This window comes from Nocardia sp. NPDC002869, assembly GCF_046764065.1.
GTDB lineage: Bacteria > Actinomycetota > Actinomycetes > Mycobacteriales > Mycobacteriaceae > Nocardia > Nocardia rhamnosiphila.
On sequence record NZ_JBKOOL010000002.1, the window covers coordinates 69,407 to 87,501 of the forward strand.

The 18,095-nt window shown below is 67.2% G+C and carries 18 protein-coding genes and 1 tRNA gene; 8 read left to right on the plus strand and 11 right to left on the minus strand.

Going from position 1 to position 18,095, the window contains the following annotated elements; all coding sequences use genetic code 11:
• The first annotated feature begins 32 nt into the window (after window positions 1-32).
• From ACLML9_RS00555 to ACLML9_RS00565, 3 genes are all read left to right on the plus strand, one after another.
• Window positions 33-596: a peptidase M15 gene (locus tag ACLML9_RS00555; RefSeq protein WP_411943586.1), complete on the plus strand. Its 564-nt coding sequence runs from the start codon at window positions 33-35 to the stop codon at window positions 594-596.
• Between the two features lie 14 nt (window positions 597-610).
• The gene (locus tag ACLML9_RS00560; protein ID WP_411943606.1) at window positions 611-1,945 is read left to right on the plus strand and encodes a DoxX family protein; all 1,335 of its coding nucleotides are present in this window, start codon (window positions 611-613) and stop codon (window positions 1,943-1,945) included.
• An 854-nt stretch (window positions 1,946-2,799) separates the two neighbouring features.
• A complete protein-coding gene (locus ACLML9_RS00565) occupies window positions 2,800-3,825 on the plus strand; it encodes a hypothetical protein (protein ID WP_411943587.1) in 1,026 nt (341 codons plus the stop codon).
• A gap of 28 nt (window positions 3,826-3,853) precedes the next feature.
• On the opposite strand, the gene ACLML9_RS00570 is transcribed toward ACLML9_RS00565, so the two are convergent.
• The 6 genes from ACLML9_RS00570 to ACLML9_RS00595 form a co-directional block, all read right to left on the minus strand.
• Entirely contained in the window at window positions 3,854-4,507 is a 654-nt protein-coding gene (locus tag ACLML9_RS00570; RefSeq protein ID WP_411943588.1) for an RNA polymerase sigma factor, read from the minus strand.
• A gap of 159 nt (window positions 4,508-4,666) precedes the next feature.
• Window positions 4,667-4,975: a hypothetical protein gene (locus ACLML9_RS00575; RefSeq protein ID WP_411943589.1), complete on the minus strand. Its 309-nt coding sequence runs from the start codon at window positions 4,973-4,975 to the stop codon at window positions 4,667-4,669.
• Between the two features lie 266 nt (window positions 4,976-5,241).
• Entirely contained in the window at window positions 5,242-7,224 is a 1,983-nt protein-coding gene (locus ACLML9_RS00580) for a trypsin-like peptidase domain-containing protein (RefSeq protein WP_411943590.1), read from the minus strand.
• A 62-nt stretch (window positions 7,225-7,286) separates the two neighbouring features.
• Window positions 7,287-8,396: a sensor histidine kinase gene (locus tag ACLML9_RS00585; protein ID WP_411943591.1), complete on the minus strand. Its 1,110-nt coding sequence runs from the start codon at window positions 8,394-8,396 to the stop codon at window positions 7,287-7,289.
• Window positions 8,389-9,084, minus strand: a complete 696-nt coding sequence (locus ACLML9_RS00590) for a response regulator transcription factor (RefSeq protein WP_411943592.1) — start codon at window positions 9,082-9,084, stop codon at window positions 8,389-8,391. Before ACLML9_RS00590 ends, ACLML9_RS00585 begins: the two co-directional genes overlap by 8 nt.
• A 76-nt stretch (window positions 9,085-9,160) precedes the next feature.
• Window positions 9,161-9,427 carry a hypothetical protein gene (locus tag ACLML9_RS00595; protein WP_411943593.1) on the minus strand — a complete coding sequence of 89 codons (267 nt, stop codon included), beginning with the start codon at window positions 9,425-9,427 and terminating at the stop codon, window positions 9,161-9,163.
• A gap of 196 nt (window positions 9,428-9,623) precedes the next feature.
• Here ACLML9_RS00595 and ACLML9_RS00600 point away from each other — a divergent pair, with 196 nt between their 5' ends.
• From ACLML9_RS00600 to ACLML9_RS00610, 3 genes are all read left to right on the plus strand, one after another.
• Window positions 9,624-9,977, plus strand: a complete 354-nt coding sequence (locus ACLML9_RS00600) for a hypothetical protein (protein ID WP_411943594.1) — start codon at window positions 9,624-9,626, stop codon at window positions 9,975-9,977.
• 567 nt (window positions 9,978-10,544) lie between these two features.
• On the plus strand, window positions 10,545-11,324 hold the full coding sequence (locus ACLML9_RS00605; protein ID WP_411943595.1) for a hypothetical protein: 780 nt from the start codon (window positions 10,545-10,547) through the stop codon (window positions 11,322-11,324).
• A gap of 47 nt (window positions 11,325-11,371) precedes the next feature.
• Window positions 11,372-11,719 (plus strand): hypothetical protein, encoded by a 348-nt coding sequence (locus tag ACLML9_RS00610; RefSeq protein WP_411943596.1) that lies wholly within the window; start codon window positions 11,372-11,374, stop codon window positions 11,717-11,719.
• A gap of 572 nt (window positions 11,720-12,291) precedes the next feature.
• Here ACLML9_RS00610 and ACLML9_RS00615 read toward each other — a convergent pair.
• From ACLML9_RS00615 to ACLML9_RS00630, 4 genes are all read right to left on the minus strand, one after another.
• Window positions 12,292-12,558 carry a hypothetical protein gene (locus ACLML9_RS00615; RefSeq protein ID WP_411943597.1) on the minus strand — a complete coding sequence of 89 codons (267 nt, stop codon included), beginning with the start codon at window positions 12,556-12,558 and terminating at the stop codon, window positions 12,292-12,294.
• 225 nt (window positions 12,559-12,783) lie between these two features.
• Window positions 12,784-12,909, minus strand: a complete 126-nt coding sequence (locus ACLML9_RS00620) for a hypothetical protein (protein ID WP_411943598.1) — start codon at window positions 12,907-12,909, stop codon at window positions 12,784-12,786.
• Between the two features lie 120 nt (window positions 12,910-13,029).
• Window positions 13,030-13,287 carry a hypothetical protein gene (locus ACLML9_RS00625; protein WP_411943599.1) on the minus strand — a complete coding sequence of 86 codons (258 nt, stop codon included), beginning with the start codon at window positions 13,285-13,287 and terminating at the stop codon, window positions 13,030-13,032.
• 821 nt (window positions 13,288-14,108) lie between these two features.
• A tRNA-Leu gene (locus tag ACLML9_RS00630) sits at window positions 14,109-14,193 on the minus strand.
• 338 nt (window positions 14,194-14,531) lie between these two features.
• On the opposite strand from ACLML9_RS00630, the gene ACLML9_RS00635 reads away from it, so the two are divergent.
• A complete protein-coding gene (locus ACLML9_RS00635; protein WP_411943607.1) occupies window positions 14,532-15,461 on the plus strand; it encodes a D-isomer specific 2-hydroxyacid dehydrogenase family protein in 930 nt (309 codons plus the stop codon).
• A 33-nt stretch (window positions 15,462-15,494) separates the two neighbouring features.
• On the opposite strand, the gene ACLML9_RS00640 is transcribed toward ACLML9_RS00635, so the two are convergent.
• Entirely contained in the window at window positions 15,495-16,463 is a 969-nt protein-coding gene (locus ACLML9_RS00640; protein WP_411943600.1) for an Acg family FMN-binding oxidoreductase, read from the minus strand.
• 485 nt (window positions 16,464-16,948) lie between these two features.
• On the opposite strand from ACLML9_RS00640, the gene ACLML9_RS00645 reads away from it, so the two are divergent.
• On the plus strand, window positions 16,949-18,046 hold the full coding sequence (locus ACLML9_RS00645) for a DoxX family protein (RefSeq protein ID WP_411943601.1): 1,098 nt from the start codon (window positions 16,949-16,951) through the stop codon (window positions 18,044-18,046).
• Window positions 18,047-18,095: the final 49 nt, after the last annotated feature.

Consider the following 18,095-nt stretch of genomic DNA (forward strand, 5'->3'; position numbering starts at 1 on the left):
CTTGGCAACCTTTCGCCGCGTTGGCTCGAGGCATGAACCTCAGCGAATCAGGGCACCGAACGACTCGCCGTATCCGGACGGCCTTCCCCGCCGCCCTGGTAGCCGCCGGCGCGGCGACAATCGGTGTGCTCCTCTACCAGTCCCCGGCACACGTATCGCTGTCGGCCGGCTGGTCCGAAGACCTTCCCGAACCGACCCCCAACGGTCCGCCAGGTGCGGGCCGTCCACTGCCACGGCAGGTGGGCAGCCCGGACCGCGCGACAGATTCCGGGTGGCCCCGGACCGATGGAGCCGTCCCCGCCGGCGTGACCTACCAGGCCCATCTCCTGAACGAAGCGATCGCGAAATACGGCTCGGAGCAGGAGGCCGCCCGATGGGTGGCCACCCCGGACAGATCTGCTCACGTGTCCGGAGACGCGGTCGATATCGGGCCGGTCGCGGCCGCGAAATGGCTGTCCGCGCACGGCGCCGCGTACGGGCTGTGTCAGGTCTACGCCAATGAACCCTGGCATTACGAGCTGCGGCCCGAGGCCGTCGACCATGGCTGTCCGCCGTTGTACGCCGACCCCACCCGAGACCCGAGGATGCAGCGGTGATCAGCACGAATACGCTGTGCGCCGCGACTGGTAGCCCGCCGACGGGTTGGCGCCCCTCGACCCGGATCGCCTTTCGGTTCTGTGTTGTGTATTTCGGGTCGTTCTGCCTGCTGCTGACTTTGATCCCGTTCGCGCTACTGGGTGTCCTCGGACGCTGGGTACACAGGCTCGGCGGTAGGTGGACGGTATCTCCGGCAGACCCGATCACCGGTTGGGTGGGCAGAACGTTCTTCGGCATCGACGCGGTGCTGCGCCAGGACTCCGGTGCCGGAGACCAGACGGCCAACTGGGTGCTGGTGTTCTGCATCCTGGTGGTCGCGGTGGTGGCCACGGCAGTCTGGACGCTCATCGACCGTCGTACCGCGCACCCGCGTCTCTCGGCGTGGTTCACCCTGTTCCTGCGGTTGTGCCTGGGTGGGCAGATGCTGGGGTTCGGGCTCGCCAAACTGATCCCCACCCAGATGCCGGGCGCCACGCTGGCCCAGCTGTTGCAGCCGTACGGCGACCTGAGCCCTGCCTCGGTGCTGTGGCTACAGGTCGGTAGCTCGCACCCGTACGAGATGGCGCTCGGCGCCGCCGAGGTCGCGGCCGGACTGCTGTTGTTCGTGCCCAGGACCGCCGTGTTGGGTGCCGCGGCGAGCCTGGCGAGCATGGCCCAAGTGCTACTGCTGAACTTGACGTTCGATATACCGGAGAAGCTGCTCTCCGGGCATCTGCTGCTGATCAGCATGGTGCTGTTCGCCCCGCACGTCTCTCGGCTGGTCGATTTCCTCGTCCGGCAACGCCCGTGCGAACCGCCGAGGCAACCCATGCTGTTCGCCGACGCCCGAAAGAACCGCATCGCGTTGTGGCTCCAGGTCGCACTCGGCCTCTGGGTCGTGCTGGGTGGTGGATACGACCGTTGGACGGTGTGGCAAGACCAGTACAGTGCCGGCAGCCCCAGATCCGAGCTGTACGGAATCTGGGATGTGCGTGACTTCACCCTCGACGGCCGATCGGCGCCGCCGCTGACAACCGACCCGAATCGCTGGCAGCGGATAGTTTTCGACGGCCCGGCCGAAGCTGCCTATCAACGGATGGACGGAGAGCTGGTACCGGTACACGCCGAATTCCGGTCCGGCGGTCGCCTACAGCTCACCACCGTGACTCTACCGGGAGACGTATCGACCACCACTCCGACACCCTTCGCGACCATGTCCGCCGAACAGCCCACACCGGACCGGCTGCGACTGCACGGAATGTTGAACGACCGCCCCGTCGAGGTCACCCTGCAACGCGTGGATCCGAACGACTTCACGCTGAACAGTCGCGGATTCCACTGGGTACAGGACTACCCGTATTTCCGCTAGGCCGAGGACGGGCCCCGGCCTCGTCGTAATGAGCCCGCGGACGCCTCGCGAAAACCCCCTCCGGCTCCACATTCGGGCTCGCGCCTTCGGCCGGACTCCGACTCCGGCCGCCGCGAGCCGGTGGACGAGCGGCTCCCCGTGATCCCCTGGTCGGCCGCGGGCAGACTTCGCGACGCTCGCAGTACTACATCGGCGGTCCCGGCCCCCACGCCGTGGACCGCAGTAGCAATTCGGCCGGTGCCGTCCGCCAGTTCGGCACTCGCCAGCCCCATGGCTCGGGCGAATTCCACCGCTACCGCCGTTCGGTCGTCGCTCCGATGTCCTTACCACCGGGATCCGCGGTCCCGGCCCCACGTCGTGGACCGCCATAGCAAATCGGCCGGTGCCGTCCTCCAGTTCGGCACTCGCACCCAACCTTTCGGCGCGGACGTGCGTTTGTATCGGGCACACAACCGATACGCAGGGCCCACGGTGTTTTCGCGACTCCGCCACCGCACCATGCTGCACGACCCGGCAGCCCGCGACGACACAAAACCTCTGCGCCACCGCGGAAGCGCAGGAAAGAGCGGGCTGAAGACCATGACATTGCGCAGTTCACCGCGGTGGGGCCACTCGCGCCGGGAACGACCGTCCTCCCCGCTGATGCCGCCTGTCCATACACCGCCACCGGACGACGACTACCGGTCGAAGCCGCTGCCCGCGCGGCGCACCGAAGCCGAGACGCCGATGGTTCAGTACGAGCTAATTCCACCAACCAACAGGAAGAAGAAATCGTCGCCGATCGATCGGTACGGCAAATGATTCGCGGACTTTTCCTCGAAGTTCGAGCCAGAATACTTCGTGCCGGCAAGGACATGTCTGCGGGCGATGGGCGTTTCACTCGGCGAACGGCGCGGGACGTGCGGCACGCGGCCGACGAGCTGGAGGCCGCGAACAGATTCACCGGAGCGAGCGCGTTCGAGCAGGCGATGCGGGACATGGGGCCGCGGAAACCACAGCCGCTGGGAGGAGGAATCAGCACGACCTTCCTGGCCGACACCCCCGCGGGCTCCCGGTCGGTGTACAAGCCGGCTCATCTGGAAAACTTGCCGCTGATCGATTTCGGTGGAATAACTCGGTTGCGATACGGCATTCCCGTCGGGCGTGGACACCTTGCTGCCCGCGAAGTCAGCGCATACCGCCTCGATGAGGCGCTGGGTTTCGGCCGAGTCCCCCCGACCGGGTTGGTGAACGGACCGTTCGGCCCGGGTTCCAATCAACAATGGGTCATTTCCGGTTGGTCCCATCCGGCTCGAGTAATACGACGACTGGCTCGCATCAAGCCCGGTGTTCGTAAAATCAGGCTGTCCCCAAGCCTTGTGGAGGAGATCTGGGAGACTTGTCTGCACTACCCGCGAGTGCAACGAGACCAGATGGCGGTCCTCGACTACGTCATGGGCAATTCCGATCGCCATGCCTTCAACTTCCGCACCGACCGGCACGGCGGCATCGTAGCGATCGACAACGCGTTGTCCTTCCCCGAAGCTCCCGACTCCCGCTTCGGGATCCGCTCCGACTTCGTCAGTCGATCCCTACACACGGACCTTTGTCCGGAGGTGCTGGAACGAGTGCGATCGGTCGATCCTGAATATCTCCGTGCAGCCTGGACCGATGCCGGACTCTCCGACAAAGCCATAACGGGCGCACTCGCGCGCCTACAGGAAATCGCCGACAACGGCGCGATACACGGCACCGCTTGGCCCGGCCCGATCGAAGGCTCCTGGATATCGACCGGTACGCCCAACCTGCCGGACGGATGGATCGATGTGCTCAACCGGCCAGAAGAATGGGATGAAGTCGACGGATGGGTCGAAAGATCCCGGAACAGCGGCCACACCTGAGCCGAGCCCGGCGCCACGGTCGGCCGAACTACGGTCCCAGCTCCCACCTTTCCCGCACTCGCCGCAGGGCATTGTGCACATAGCTCTTCGCCGTCCCGGTCGACACACCCATGATCCGTGCAGTCTCGGCATAGGTATTGCCCTCATAGGCCCGGAGCACCACCGCCTCCCGCTCCCGCGGCGGCAACGTATCCAACGCGCCGATCAACGCCTGACGCAAGACGACGACGTCCTCGAAATGCAGTCCCGCGCGGTCGGCGAGCCGCACGATCCGCTCGGCCCCGGCGGACTCCAGCCGCTCCCGGTCGGTTGCCGCGCGCCGCCACGCGTCACGCACCAAATTCTTGGTGACCGCCCACAAGTAGGCGCGCAACTGTTCGGCACTGGTGACCTCGGGCTTGGCGGCGTAGACCCGCATCAGCGCGGTTTGGATCAGGTCTTCGGCATCGAGACGGTTGCCGACCTTGCGGTCGACCCAGCCGCGCAGCAGGTCCTCGGTGGAGACGAACGCTTCGAGTAGCAGCTCGTCGAAGTGTTCGGCTTCCCGCCCGGAGCCGGCGCCGATGCGCCGCACCGCAGGGCCCCGCGTAGCCCGGATCAGCAGGAGAAGCGGGTCCGCGGCGCAGTCGGCCAGTAGTGCACCGACCAGCGCGGTCAAAGTGGTTTCGGGCTCGATTGTCATTCGATCTCAGCCTGCTGGTCCCGACCGTTCACCGCGCGAGGCTCTCGATTTCTCAGGTGAGGTCCTCGACTATCGACAGTCGAAGTGGCAGCAGCGCAGGCGTCGGCGGCCACGGTGTGACCGCCGACGGTCGGCGGTCACACCGGCCCGGGTTCGATATCACCGCGAGTTCCGGTCGGCCCCCTGCGCCGGACCGGAAGTCATTGTGCCGATCAATCCCAGACCGAACACGAGAAGGATCACCGAACCGAGGCCGATCATGATCCAGCCGCCGGCCTTGTTGTCGGTCTCCTGGTCGTCGTAACCACGGGTGGTGGACGACCCGTTCGAAGTCTCCTCGCAGCGGTCCCCCAGGCTCATCACCGCTCCCCCGCACCGCACTTCGTCGCCGGTGAGTGTGACGGCACCCCCGGTCAGGATGCCGGTACCCCGCAACGTTCCGACGGCGAGCTCGATCACGGTCTGCACTGCGCTACTTCCTTCTGATGTCGTATTCGACCACTGCCAGGGTGAACGGATCGCGTTGCCGGTCGATCACGGTCGCCATCGTCTCCGGGTGATTCACCGCAGTACCCGGTGCCGGGTATCCATCCGATATCGACCGGTTCGACTGCGAAAAGGTTGGGCCGGTTGGACAAATGTGAGCGCGCCGACACAGCGGGCTCGTGGGACCGGCCGCCCGGTTTCGGCCGGGGCCGCGCCGCGGGCGTCGATCGGCAGTGCGGCGTGCTCCCCTACCTCATGGGTGGACGGCGCAACACGGTCTTCGCGACCACCAGCGCCAACGCCGCCACCGCGGTAGTCGCCGCGCGCTGTCGCCGTGCTTCCCGTCTCCGCAACCGCCGGCTCGCCTGCACATACCGGTGGTCGGCCGGTGGAACGTCGGCTCCTCGGACCGCGATCCACCGCTCGGCAGTGGCCAATGCGCTACCGCGCAGCAGGCGAGCGTTTTCGTGGTGTACCGCCTGCCATGCGAGGCGTTCGGCTTCGAGACTCCGTTGCCACCAGCGGAAGTCACGGTCCTGTTCCAGGCGTCGGCGCAACAGCGGCCAGTTGTCGATCAGTGCCTGGTGCGCCAGTTCGACGGTTTCGGTCCCGTCGGGTCGACGGCCGATGACAACGAGCCGATGTCGAGCCAACCGGCCGGCGATATCACGTAGTTCGGGAAAATCGGCCATCGAGGCAGCCGATCGGACGTACCCGGGGCCGGTTTCGGCCGGCGCGGCCAGCATTGCCAGAAGTCGCCGTGCCCTCACAGTGGTATCCCCGTCGGTGAACTGGACGAAGGCCCGCTCGGCCCGCCGGGTGATCGAGCCACCCACCCCGCCCGCGCGCTCGTAGTCGGCGAGTGTCAGTGTCCCGCTGCTGCGGCGCTCCCACAGTTCGCTGAGCATCGTTTCCAGCAACGGCAATCCGCCCGGTTCCGCGACGGTGTCGTCGATCAGACGCTCGACCAGGTCTGCCGCCATTCCGACGCCTGGGGCGTGGGTGGCCGGGCCGCGGATCACCTCCCGCAACTGTTCGCGGCCCATCGGCGCCAACGCCACGGTTACCCCGGCGAGCAATCGCGCCAGTTCACCGTCGACCCGCTCGTGCAGCGCTTCCCCGCACAGAGTCAGCACCACCAGGCACGAGCCGCCCGGGGTGGCGCCGGGCGCGTCGGTCAGCTGAACCAGCCAGCGCAGCAACGCTCGCGCCCGGGCGGGGTCGGTGGCGGCCAGGTTTTCGAACTGATCCAGAAACACCACCAGGCCGCGAGCCGGAATACGGCCGACGAGGTCCGGAACCGACCAGTTAGGGCTGCCGCCGAGCCGCGCCGCCCGGCGAGCCGGCCCGACCCCGCCCGATTTTTCGAGTGGGTCGCCGGGTGCAGCCGATGCCCGGGCCGAGACAACAGCGCCGTCTTCGACCGACTCCTCGCTGAGACGAAAAGTCACGACACTCATCCCCCGCTCGCGCAGTCGGGGGATCACTCCCGCGCGCACCAGCGACGACTTACCCGTCCCGGATCGACCCGCGACCGCGACGATCGATCGCCGATCCAGCAGGGTCAGAACGCGGTCGATGTCCGCGGCCCGGCCGTGGAAGAGATGGGCGTCCCGCTCGCGGAACTGCTCCGCTCCGCGATAGGGATTCGGCAGGAGTGTCGGGTCGAGTCCGAGTACTTCGGCAATCGGGATCATGAACGCCGTGCGGGTATAGCGGCGACGATCCGTGGCCACTGCCATACCGACGACCGCGGCCGAACCGACATCCCAGACGGCGGCACCGCTGAAGCCGGCCGTGATCGGCTGACCGCCGACCGCGGCTTGAAGTTGCAGCCATCCGATGCCCTGTCGGGCCCGGAATTCACCCGCGACCCAGACTCCGTCCCCGTGCTCGACCGGAAACCCCAGCACCCGGAACTCCCGCCCCCACGGCTCATCGGCGCGCCAGAACGGCGGCGTAGCCCCGGGCCCACCGCTGCCCCTGCCGACACTCAGTACCGCGATATCGCCGCCGCCGCCCGCGCCGATCGGCAACCACTTTCGTACCTGTGCGGTCACCTGCGCGCCGGGGCGCGCGAGCGGGAAATCGAGTCGGATCGGCGGGGGCGATACCAGCGGCGCCCGCGGATCCGCACCGACCGCCTCGGCGATGACATGCGCACAGGTCGCGACCAGTCCGGGTCCGATGACGAATCCGGATCCGGCGACGTCACCGGACCTCGAGAACACGCGTGCGGCTGTCGCGCCGAGCGGACCACCCGACCCGAATGCCGGATCAGGTTTTCCGATTGTCATATTGAGCCCTTTCTGTGCCGCGCCGGCGGCTGGGCGGGCAATTGCACGGTGACGCACAGCCCGCCTCCGGAGCGTGGCGCGAGGGTGAGAATTCCGGCATGCGCTCGAGTGATGCTGTCGACGATCGCCAGGCCGAGACCGACACCCGCGTGATGGACCCGGACGCGTTCGGTCCCGCGCTGGAAGGGCTCGACCAAGGTGGCCACCAACTGCGGGGTGAGCTGGTCGCCGGTGTTCTCGACCGTAAGAACCACTTTCCCCGGAATCGTCTCGGTCTCGACCCGTACGGTGCCGTGGTCGGGGAGGTTGTGGACGATCGCGTTGTGGACGAGGTTCATCGTCATCTGGAGCAGGAGAGCGGGCGAGCCGGAGACCAGGGCCACATCACCGGTGGTCTGGAGCGCGACACCGTGCTCTTCCGCGAGCGAGATCAGGGTTTCGGCCGCTTCTTCCGCGATGAGCGAGAGGTCGGCAGGTGCCCGCGTGAAAGCCCCTTGGTCGGCCCGACTGAGCAGAAGCAGCGCTTCGGTGAGGTCGATTGCACGGGTATTGACGGCATACAGGCGGTCGATCAGTTCGCCGGTGTCGCGGTGCTCGTCACCGCGGGCCACCTCCAGCAGTGTCTGCGTGATCGTCAGGGGCGTCCGCAGTTCGTGGGAGGCGTTGGCCGCGAAGCGCTGCGCTTCGGCGACGTGCGCCTCGAGCCGGGCGAGCATGGTGTCGAACGCGTCCGCGAGTTCGCGGAACTCGTCGCTGCGGCCCGGTAGCCGGATCCGGTGCGCGAGTGATCCGTTCGCCGCCGTACGGGTGGCGGCGGTGATCCGGGTCAGCGGATCGAGCATCCGACCGGCGAGAAACCACCCGCCCACCAGGCCCGATATCAGCAGGAAGACCAGCACGACCGCCATGAAGGGAGCGAAGGCGGCGAGCAGCAGGGAGCGGTCGATCATGAGCTGACCGGTTGGGGTGTCGATCCAACCGTCGGGCAGGTAGTACAGGTAGAAGACCAACACGGCACCCAGTAACAGCACACCGACGACCATGATGAAACCGGCGTAGCTGAGGGTGAGTTTGAGCCGCACGCTCAGTCCGGGAGCTCTATCCATGCTTCGCTCCGTCGGGACCGGAATCCGGTGGCGTACCGATGCGGTATCCGACGCCGGCAACGGTGCTGATGAGCCACGGTTCGCCGAGGCGTTTGCGCAGCGCCGAAACGGTGATGCGCACGGCGTTGGTGAACGGATCCGCGTTCTCGTCCCAGGCCCGTTCGAGTAGCTCTTCGGCACTGACCACACCGCCTTCCGCGGCGACGAGGACTTCCAGCACGGCGAACTGTTTCCGAGTCAACGCGACATAGTGTCCGTCGCGGTGGACCTCGCGGCGAAAGGGGTCCAGTCGCAGACCGCCTACTTCCCGCACGGGTGGCCGGTTGTGCGCGCGCCGGCGGTCGAGTGCTCTGAGCCGCAGGACGAGTTCTCTGAGCTCGAAGGGTTTGGTGAGGTAGTCGTCGGCACCGAGTTCGAACCCGGACGCCTTGTCGTCCAGACGGTCGGCGGCGGTGAGCATGAGAATCGGCATACCACTCCCCGACGCAATGATCCGTTCGGCGATCTCGTCACCGGAGGGACCGGGGATATCCCGGTCGAGCACGACGATGTCGTAGGCGTTGACACTCAGCAGTTCCAACGCGGTAGCACCGTCCCCCGCTGCATCCGCCGCGATCGCTTCCAGCCGTAGACCATCGCGAATGGCCTCGGCCAGATAGGGCTCGTCTTCGACGATCAACACACGCACACCGCGATGCTATGAGTCGGCGCATATCGCGGGCGTATCGAAATTCGATCCGGTCGACGCGTACACAGTTTCCGATTCATTCGGGTTCCGCTTCGCGGCCGAGCCTCGACCTGGCGCGACCACGCCTCCTGCCGGCCGGCCGCTCGGGTCGCGGCAGCGCGATCGCAGCCGTCACCGCCGCGGCGGTCAGGCACCCGGCGGCCATCGCGAAGGCCACAGCATAGCCGTGCGCCAGGGCCGACAGGTCGGTGGTTCCGCCGTCCCGATCGGTGGCAGCGGTCGCCGCCGCACTGAGCGCGGCGAGCCCCACCGCGCCGCTGAGCTGCCTGGTGGCGTTCAGCAAGCCCGCGGCGGTCCCCTGTACTGCTGCCGGTACATCGTGGGTCGCCGACGCCAGGTTGTGATGACCGGGTCCCCAGCCTGTGCCGATCTCACCGTAGAAGAGCGCATCGCGGTGCGCGAACGCCGTTCCGCCGCGGGGCTCCGCTGGATCGCGCCGCCGAAGGCATCGACGAAGTAGTTGCTCTGCTCCGTAGGGCTTGCCCGACCCGCAGGACTACTTCGCCCGGATGAAGAATCTGCGCCGGCCCACCGATACCCCGGACGGCTTCGACGAGGCCCTGGAGGAGCTGTTCTTCTCCCGGCCCTTCACCGGCACCGACGGATCGGTGTACGGCTACGCGCTGGAATGGCTGTGCGAACTGCTCGGCCTTACCCTGCCGAATGCGCACTGGTACCCGGTCGGCCTGTCCCGGCTCGACACGGTTCACCAGGGTCTCGACGACATCGATATGCAATTCCACCCGAATGACCTCGTCTACTCGGGCTTGCCCGTGACACTGCCGGAGATCGTCGACTTCCCCGGTATCGGTCACTTACCAGCACCGAGGTGAAACCACTCGCACAGGCGCTGGCGGCCGCCGACCTCTCCGCCGTCACCGACCCCCAGGTCACGGAATCCATTGCAGAAATGCGCGATTGGTTTCAATCCTGAACGAAAATCAACTCCGACCTCATGTGCTTCTTCCACTGAGCGCACCCTCCACCTCACCCCGCTACCAGGCGATTCGGCCCCACCCAGCATGGTTCCTCGCCACCTGGCTCCCCGGGATGCCGCTGGGCAGGTACGCGCCCGCTGACGGCCGGTCCGCTCTGACTCGGCACGCAAGTTGTCACCGCAGGAGGTCCGGTGCTGGGTGGCCCTGGTCGGCTCGGCGGCCGACCCCGTTGTTCGATGTCGGTCTTTCGCCGGCGAATCGGATGAAGCAGGCGAGATCGCCGGAACTATCTCGAATCCGAGCGGCTCGACGACACCCGCGGCCATACTGGCAGACAAGGTCTACTGATCCGAAGGGGGCGATTCGGCAATGCCGAAACCCAAGGGGCGCAAGCCAAAGCGAGCCACCACCCGGTCGCAAGGGCGCGGCGCGCAAGCGCGTAGCGGATACAGTCCGGGCCGGTTGAGTATCCCCGTGCAGTTGATCGCGAACATGGTGGCCGCTGCTCCACCGGACCAGCTGGTGGAGATGCTGCCGCCGTTCCTGTGGCTGCACCACTCCACCGGTCTGCGGGCCGACCTGTGCGTCTCGGCAGCGATATCACTGCACCACGCCTACGACCTGATCGGGATCACAGCCCGGCCCACCGCCGTCGAACTGGTCATCGCGCACCAGACCCGCGGCACGCTGACCCGCTACGGCAGCGGCGGAGCCTGCTGGGACGGCGAGCAGTTCAACGCGCACTGCGTCTTGTGGCTACCGGGCTCCGGCCGCTGGGTCGACGCGACTGTGATGCAATATCCCGAGGTACGGGCCTCCCTGCCGCTACCGGTCATCGGCCGCATGGCCGGCTCGATCGGCGGCGGGGCCGCCTCCCGCGCGTCCCTGGCCGAAGGACGGCTCGCGCCCGGCACCCACATGACCGTGCCCCGCGAAGACCTCATCCTGGACTACACGGTCCTCACCGAAGACCCGGCCGCAGTCACCGATCCACTCACCGCCGATACCGAGCGGGCCGCGCTGTTCCGAACCTCCGGAATCAACCTCATCTCCAACGCCCTGGAATGGTGGCGCCGTCCCGGCATCATCGAACGCGCCCGCACCGCACCCTATCCGCGCCTACACGCTCTACTCGACGCCGTGGGACAAGCCCCGGTCCACGTCGACACAGACGGAAACCGAACATTCGAGACCGCACCAGGGCAGCGGGCACGCATCGACGAACTCCTGCCCGCTGTCTGACCGCCGGACAGATCACGGTTCGATCAGTCGACCACAGGAGTCGATCGATGCAGGCCTTCATCGTCAGCTTGATCTTCATCTTCGAGGCCCTGATGTGTACCTACCTGGCATCGCTCGGGTTCCGCGGCGTCGCGACCAGCACGACCGAGGGATACGGCGAAGATATCCCCGACACCACTCTCGCCGATCCGGTCCGTCGACGAAAGGCGAACACTCTGGTCGCCTGGTGTGAAACCGCCGCCGCCCTGCTCTGCCTGCAACCCGCCGCGTATGCGCTGTGGGTGGCCTTCGACCCGGAAGCCAGGATTCCCCTTCCGGTGCTGATCGGTCTGGCCGCCTACGGGCTGCTCGTCACAACTCTGGCCGGCTACCCCGTGGAGAAGATCAAACAATGAACCCAGGGCCGGCCCGACCTGGCCGCCTCCTCATCCGAACGGCCGCCCCCGAAATGGCGGCGCGCCCGCTCGGCGACTTCCTCGTATGCCCGGTCAGAAGTACCACGGGTGATCTTCCCGGCGCCGAGGGTCGCTTCGAGGAAGGCGCCTGTAGGGCGTGTACGGTATCGCGGTTCGCGGCCTGGCCCCCACGGCAGCGCCGACCGAGGTACCCGGAATGGCCGGTGATCGTCGAGACCTGACCGGACCGAAGTCCGACCGTGCTCAACCGGCGAGACGGACGGCTGATCAGCGACACTTCGGGCACAGGGAGCCCGGTCCCGCGCGCCGGTGCTTTCCCTGGTCCGGGAACCGGATTCGGTGCCGTCGCAGCGATGAGCCCGGATTGGTTCACTCCCACAAATCTAATGTTCGCTCATGATTTGCTAATAGAGTCGCAATGTCTGTAAAGTGTTGCCTACCAGGCAACATGATGCACTCTTGCGCATAGCCATTGACGATCATCTGGGCTCGGGTTTCGACCGTCGGCCTCCGGAAGATCGATCGTCTGCATGGTGGGGCCTGCCCGGCCCCTATGCCGCACGGGGACGCATGTGGTGTCCCGACAGCAGATGACGAAGGAGATCAGCGCACATGGGTTCACCTGCTACTGACCTGCTCATCTCGGACCAGGCCAGGGCGCACAGCAGGTCACCGGAGATACTCGCCGCCCGATACAGCGCAGGCGATGAACCGACCACGTTCTTGCCGAAGGTCATCAGCCACCCGCCGTTGGCGTGGTCGCAATGGGAGCCGCCGGCCATATCGGTGACCGTGGGCCCGGCGACCACAACCGACACTGCGCACAGCGAGACAGGACAGGACGGGCTCGGTGAGCGCGCCGCCAGAATATGGCAACGGCTCATCGCCCGCGTGTAGCGCCCAGTAGGTCTGCCCATACTGTCCTCGGCCGCTCGGTCGTTGTTGCAGGGCAGCCGGATCCAGTCGGCTCCGAAGCCGAGCGCTACCGGCGCCGTTCCGGTGTCCGGATCATCGGCTCGGCCCCAGCAGGCCGCGGAGGGTCTCTACTCGGACTTTTTCGAGGTCTGGCTCGGGTAGAGCCCGTGCAGCAGCCGCGACACCGAACCGATGGACATATTCAGTTCTGCCGCGATGTCCTTGTACTTCGCCCCGATGGTTCTATCGGCCATCTGCGACGTCACTCCTCGGTGGATGTTGGCGTCGGTCGCGATCGGGAGATGTCCGTATCGGTGGATTTTGACGTCGTGGTCTTGATTGCGGTTGCAAGAACCGGTGGGCTCGGTCCCGGGTCAGCCGCGGCTTATCTTGGAAGTGATGCGGTCCAAGACAGGGCCGACCTGGTCGGCATTGTCGAACTCGACATACTCGGTGACAGCCTCATTGCTGCCCGGCGGCACATAATAAACATCTGCCCAGCCGCCCGCATACAGGACAAGCTCCCAGAACGCGTCGTGTTCACCATGCACGACCACACCGAGTGACATGGGCCTGCGCGCTTCAGACCGGTCGGTGAGCACGGGGGCCGACCATGGAACATCATTGTCCATCCAAGTAAGAGCGGCGCCTTCAAACCCCGCGACGGCCAGGCCGGCCGCCGGGCAGCGATCAGCTCAGCAGCCCGGTCGAGATCGAGATTGCTGAGGTCGACGCGGCGTTCCACGAGGGCATCGTAACTTCCATCGACACCCTGGCCGGATATCGCAGCAGCCGCCACCGTCCGCGCCACCCACCCGTACTGCTTCAAGGTGACTACTGGTCCATGATGCGTGCGGACGCCGGATGCAGGGCACCTGGAACCACGACCGGGCCCACTACCGCTGCCGCTACCCCTCCGAATACGCCCTGGCCAACGACCTGGACCATCCCCCTGCGGTCTACCTACGCGAAGACCAACTCACCGGACCCCTCGACACCTGGCTCACCGAAGCCTTCCACCCCGACCACATCGAAGACATCCTCAACAACCTGGAACACGCACAACCCGACAACACACCGGCCCTGGACACCGCACGCCACACCCTCGCCGGACTCGACCGGAAACTGGCCACCTACCGCGCCGCGCTGGAAGCCGGAACCGACCCCGCGCCGGTCGCGGAATGGACCAAAGGAATCCAAACCGAACGTGAATACATCACCGCGCAGATCGCAGCATCAGAAGCTCAACGACGCGCACCTACGAAAATGACCCGACCCGAAATCGAGCAACTCATCAGATCGCTGGACGGCATGACAGCCATACTCCGCAAGGCAGACCCAGCGGACAAATTAGAGGTGTATCGGCAACTCGGCCGGAGACTCACCTTCGACCACACCACACGAACGGTCGCAGCCGAAGCCATCTCACAACCACCCGTGAGCGTACTGGTTGTGTCCGGAGGGGGACTTGAACCCCCACGCCCGATAAAGGGCACTAGCACCTCAAGCTAGCGCGTCTGCCATTCCGCCACCCGGACCGGTGTGCTCAGCAAGAGTATCGGATCGCGCCACCGGGGCAAAATCGCGGGTGCCACCTGGGGTTTTCCGCTTCATTGTCAACGGGTGACGAATTCAGGTTCGGCGGCCGCGGTGCGTGGGTAGATTGTGGTGCGCAGCGGAGCAGTCGCGGTGAGGAGCGCCAGGTGGGACAGGATGTCGCGGTCGTTATCGGGGTCGGAGGTATGGGGCGGGCGATCGCGCGCCGGGTAGCGGCCGGGCCTGCGTCCAGCGTCTCGGTCCGGGTGAGAGGAATTGTTGACGACGCCCGCGCCGACGGATGATGATGCGGCCATCAGCCCCGACGTCCCGGAAGTGAATTGTGCCGCATACCAGAGTCCCCGCCATCCACCTGGGGCCGGAATACGACCCCGCCCTCGCCCGGGGAATCGAATCGGGTGGCGGCCGGCTGGTGCCTTTGGGCGATGCCGAGGCGGTGGTGTGGAAGGGCGGGCCGGCTTCTTTTCCCGAGCGGTTACCGGATGCGGTGCGGTGGGTGCAGTTGCCGAGTGCGGGGATCGAACGGTGGTTCGCCGCGGGCCTCATCGACGACGACCGCGTCTGGACCTCGGCGGCCGGTGCCTATGCGCCGAGTGTGGCCGAGCATGCGGTGTTGCTGCTCCTGGCGGGCGTGCGGGGGCTGGGTGAACAGGCGCGTGCGGCTTCGTGGCGCAAGGCCGAGTTCGAGACGCGAGTGGGGACGCTGCGCGGGGCCACTGTCGCCATCATCGGCTGCGGGGGTATCGGCCGGGCGATGATCCCGCTGTTCCGCGCGTTCGGGGCACAGGTGCTGGCCTCCACCCGGTCCGGGACGCCGGTACCGGGGGCGGTCGAGACGGTGGACGCGAGCAGGAACGCCGAACTCTTCTCGCGCGCGGACCATATCGTGATCGCGGCGCCGGCGACGGCCGATACCGCACACCTCGTCGACGCCGACGCGTTGGCCCGGATGAAACCGGCGGCCTGGATCGTGAACATCGCGCGGGGATCGCTGATCGATACCGATGCGCTGGTGCGGGCGCTGCGCGGGGAGACCATCGGGGGCGCGGCGCTGGATGTCACCGATCCGGAACCGCTGCCCGACGGGCATCCGCTGTGGTCGCTGCCCAATGCGGTGATCACACCGCATCTGGCGAATCCGTCCGGCGGTCTGCCGGGCCTGCTGGCCGAGCATGTGCGAGCGAATGTGGAACGGTTCGCGGCGGGCGAACCGCTATTGGCTCTCGTCGATACCGAACGCGGGTACTGACGGGGCGGCAAACGCCCGCACGGTCCGGGTGGATCAGACTTCGAGTATCTCGTCGATCGGGCGCCGCGGGGTATCGGCCAGCGGCGCGGCACCGCGGGAACTCCATCCGACCCGCACCATGGACTGGGGGTACGCGCAGTCGTGGAGTAAGCCGGTCCGGATCTCCTGCCGTGCGTCCGGCACGCCGAGAGGTTCGGTCTGCACGCTGGTGGCCAGGCCCAGTTCGGTCGCGGTCAGCAGAAGCGCGCTCGTCGCCTCCCCCGCCCGCAGTTGGGCCCGCCGGTCGTCGCGGGTGGTGCCGACGACGAGCCATTGCGCGGCGTCCGGCTGGTTCGCCGGATCGAGCAGGGCGGGGTCGGCAAAGGTACGCACCGGGATCTCGCCGTCCGGGCGCGCCGCGGGGGCGTTCCTGGACGGCACACCGTCGGTGAGCCGGTCAGGTCCACTCCAGTAGGCGATCTCCTCCTGGTACAGCCGGTCGGTGGCGTGCGCGGCGACCGCGTGCTGCATGGGCGTCGCCAGCCGTGGTAGCAGGGTGTCGGGGACCTGCCGTACGGCGGCTCCGCGTGCCGAGACCTGCGTGGCCAGGGACCGCAGATGACGGGCCGGAATCGGCTTGGGCAGGTAGTGGCGGCGATCGGTCCGGCGAAGCAGGATGGCGGCCGCCATTTCGATCTCGGCGTCGGTGGGCGGCCGGCGAGTGGTGTGGATCGTGGCGAGATGGTCGGGGTCGCCGGGGTCCGGGCAGTAGGCCACGGCGGAGGCCCAGCCGAGCGCGGCCAGGGCGGCGCGCATATGGTGCAGCGCGACACCACAGCTGACGACGAGGGAGCGCAGCGAGGGATCGGTGACGATCAGCTGCCGGCCGGTATCGGCGAAGAGCTGGATACCGGAGTCGGCGGACCGCCAGCGCCAGGGTTGGGTGTTGTGTACGGACGGCGCTCGGACTGCCAGGCCGAGGGCGAGACCGGTGGCCTCACGATCCGGGATCGTGACGGACATTGTATTGCGTCCTTCCGATGACAGGCGGTGTGCAGATCTTCCGGCTCGTACCACTGCCGGGTGGTCGCGGAGAATGCGACCCCGGGTACCGCGGCTCCGCCGACCGGGGCGCCGGGCGCCTGCGGTGCGGATGCCCTGAATCCGAGAATAGGCAGTGCGCACTACGGCGGCATAGCACCCGGCGAGATTTGCCGGACGATATCCAGGACGGCGGCGCGGCGCGGCAGCGTATCGCGCACGGGGCGCGATGATTCGATGCCTTACCTGGTGCATATCATGCATCCGATCGAATTATATGACCCTGGTCACAGTGATGGCGGATTACCGGATATTCGCCGCCCTCCCCCGATCCCGGTTCGGGCGGACACGTTGCGGCCGGTTCTGTTTCCCGGCCCGGAAGCCGGGTAGACCGGCAGTACTCTGGCCTACTACCCCTGGTGACCAGCTGTGACAGATGCGAAACACCGAAGAAAGGGATGCACATCATGCTGCTACGCCGGTTCGCCCGCCCCCTGCTGGCGAGTGCGTTCGTCGTCAACGGAGTCGAAACACTGATGCATCCGGAATCACGGGTGAAGGAAGCGTCGACTCTGGTCCACAAGGGGAAGGAATCGCTGCCGTCCGATATCGCGGGCAACCTGCCCGCCGACCCCAGCACCCTGGTGCGGGTGACCGCGGCCGTACAGATCGCCGGCGGCGCCCTGCTGGCGCTGGGCAAGGCGCCGCGCCCGGCGGCGCTGGCGCTGGCGGCGACGGTGGTTCCGGCGACGGTGACCGAGCAGAACTTCTGGGCCGAGAACGACCCGGAGCGCCGCGCGGCGAAACGCACGGCATTCCTCAAGGACGTGAGCCTGCTGGGAGGCCTGATGATTGCGGCGTCGGATACCGCGGGTAAGCCCTCGCTGGGCTGGCGGGGACGCCGCGCCGCCCGGCGGGCCGCCGCCACCGTCGGCGGTGCGCTGCCGGTGGGGTCGTCGGCCCGTAGCGGAACAGGCGACGCGGTCCGGCAGCAACTGCACCAGGCCGCCGACCGGGGCCGGGATCTGGCGGGTTCCGCGGCCGACCGCGGGGCGGAGCTGGCCGAGATCGCCCAGCAGCGGGGTCCGGTGTGGGCGGACACCGCCAAGAAGCGGGGCGCCGACTGGGCCGATATCGCGAAGCATCGCGGTGCCGAGCTGGCCGAAACCGCCCAGACCCGCGGTCCCGAATGGGCCGCGGCGGCGAAGAGCCGGGCCGCCGAGCTGGCGGACTACACCAAGCACCGCGGCGGCGAACTCGCCGAAACCGCGCAGCATCGCGGCCCCGAATGGGCCGAAGCGGCCAAGAACCGCGCGGCCGAACTCGCCGACTACACCAAACACCGGAGCGGCGAACTCGCCGAAACCGCGCAGCATCGCGGCCCCGAATGGGCCGAAGCGGCCAAGAACCGCGCGGCCGAACTCGCCGACTACACCAAGCACCGCGGCGGCGAACTCGGCGCCTCGGCGAAGGCGCAGCGCGCCCAGCTGGCCAAGGCGAAGGCGAAGGCCGACAAAGCCAAGGCGAAGGCCAAGAAGAAGGCCGCGAAATCCAAACTCCGCTGAGAAAGTACTCCTGGGCACCGGTGGAGTCCTGGCTGTCCGGACCGCTTGC

Coding starts and splice junctions, on each gene's coding strand:
- ACLML9_RS00565 (WP_411943587.1), top strand. CDS start 2,800: ATGTCTGCGGGCGATGGGCGTTTCACTCGGCGAACGGCGCGGGACGTG.
- ACLML9_RS00625 (WP_411943599.1), bottom strand. CDS start 13,287: ATGGACAATGATGTTCCATGGTCGGCCCCCGTGCTCACCGACCGGTCT.
- ACLML9_RS00610 (WP_411943596.1), top strand. CDS start 11,372: ATGCAGGCCTTCATCGTCAGCTTGATCTTCATCTTCGAGGCCCTGATG.
- ACLML9_RS00555 (WP_411943586.1), top strand. CDS start 33: ATGAACCTCAGCGAATCAGGGCACCGAACGACTCGCCGTATCCGGACG.
- ACLML9_RS00640 (WP_411943600.1), bottom strand. CDS start 16,463: ATGTCCGTCACGATCCCGGATCGTGAGGCCACCGGTCTCGCCCTCGGC.
- ACLML9_RS00645 (WP_411943601.1), top strand. CDS start 16,949: ATGCTGCTACGCCGGTTCGCCCGCCCCCTGCTGGCGAGTGCGTTCGTC.
- ACLML9_RS00585 (WP_411943591.1), bottom strand. CDS start 8,396: ATGGATAGAGCTCCCGGACTGAGCGTGCGGCTCAAACTCACCCTCAGC.
- ACLML9_RS00620 (WP_411943598.1), bottom strand. CDS start 12,909: ATGGCCGATAGAACCATCGGGGCGAAGTACAAGGACATCGCGGCAGAA.
- ACLML9_RS00570 (WP_411943588.1), bottom strand. CDS start 4,507: ATGACAATCGAGCCCGAAACCACTTTGACCGCGCTGGTCGGTGCACTA.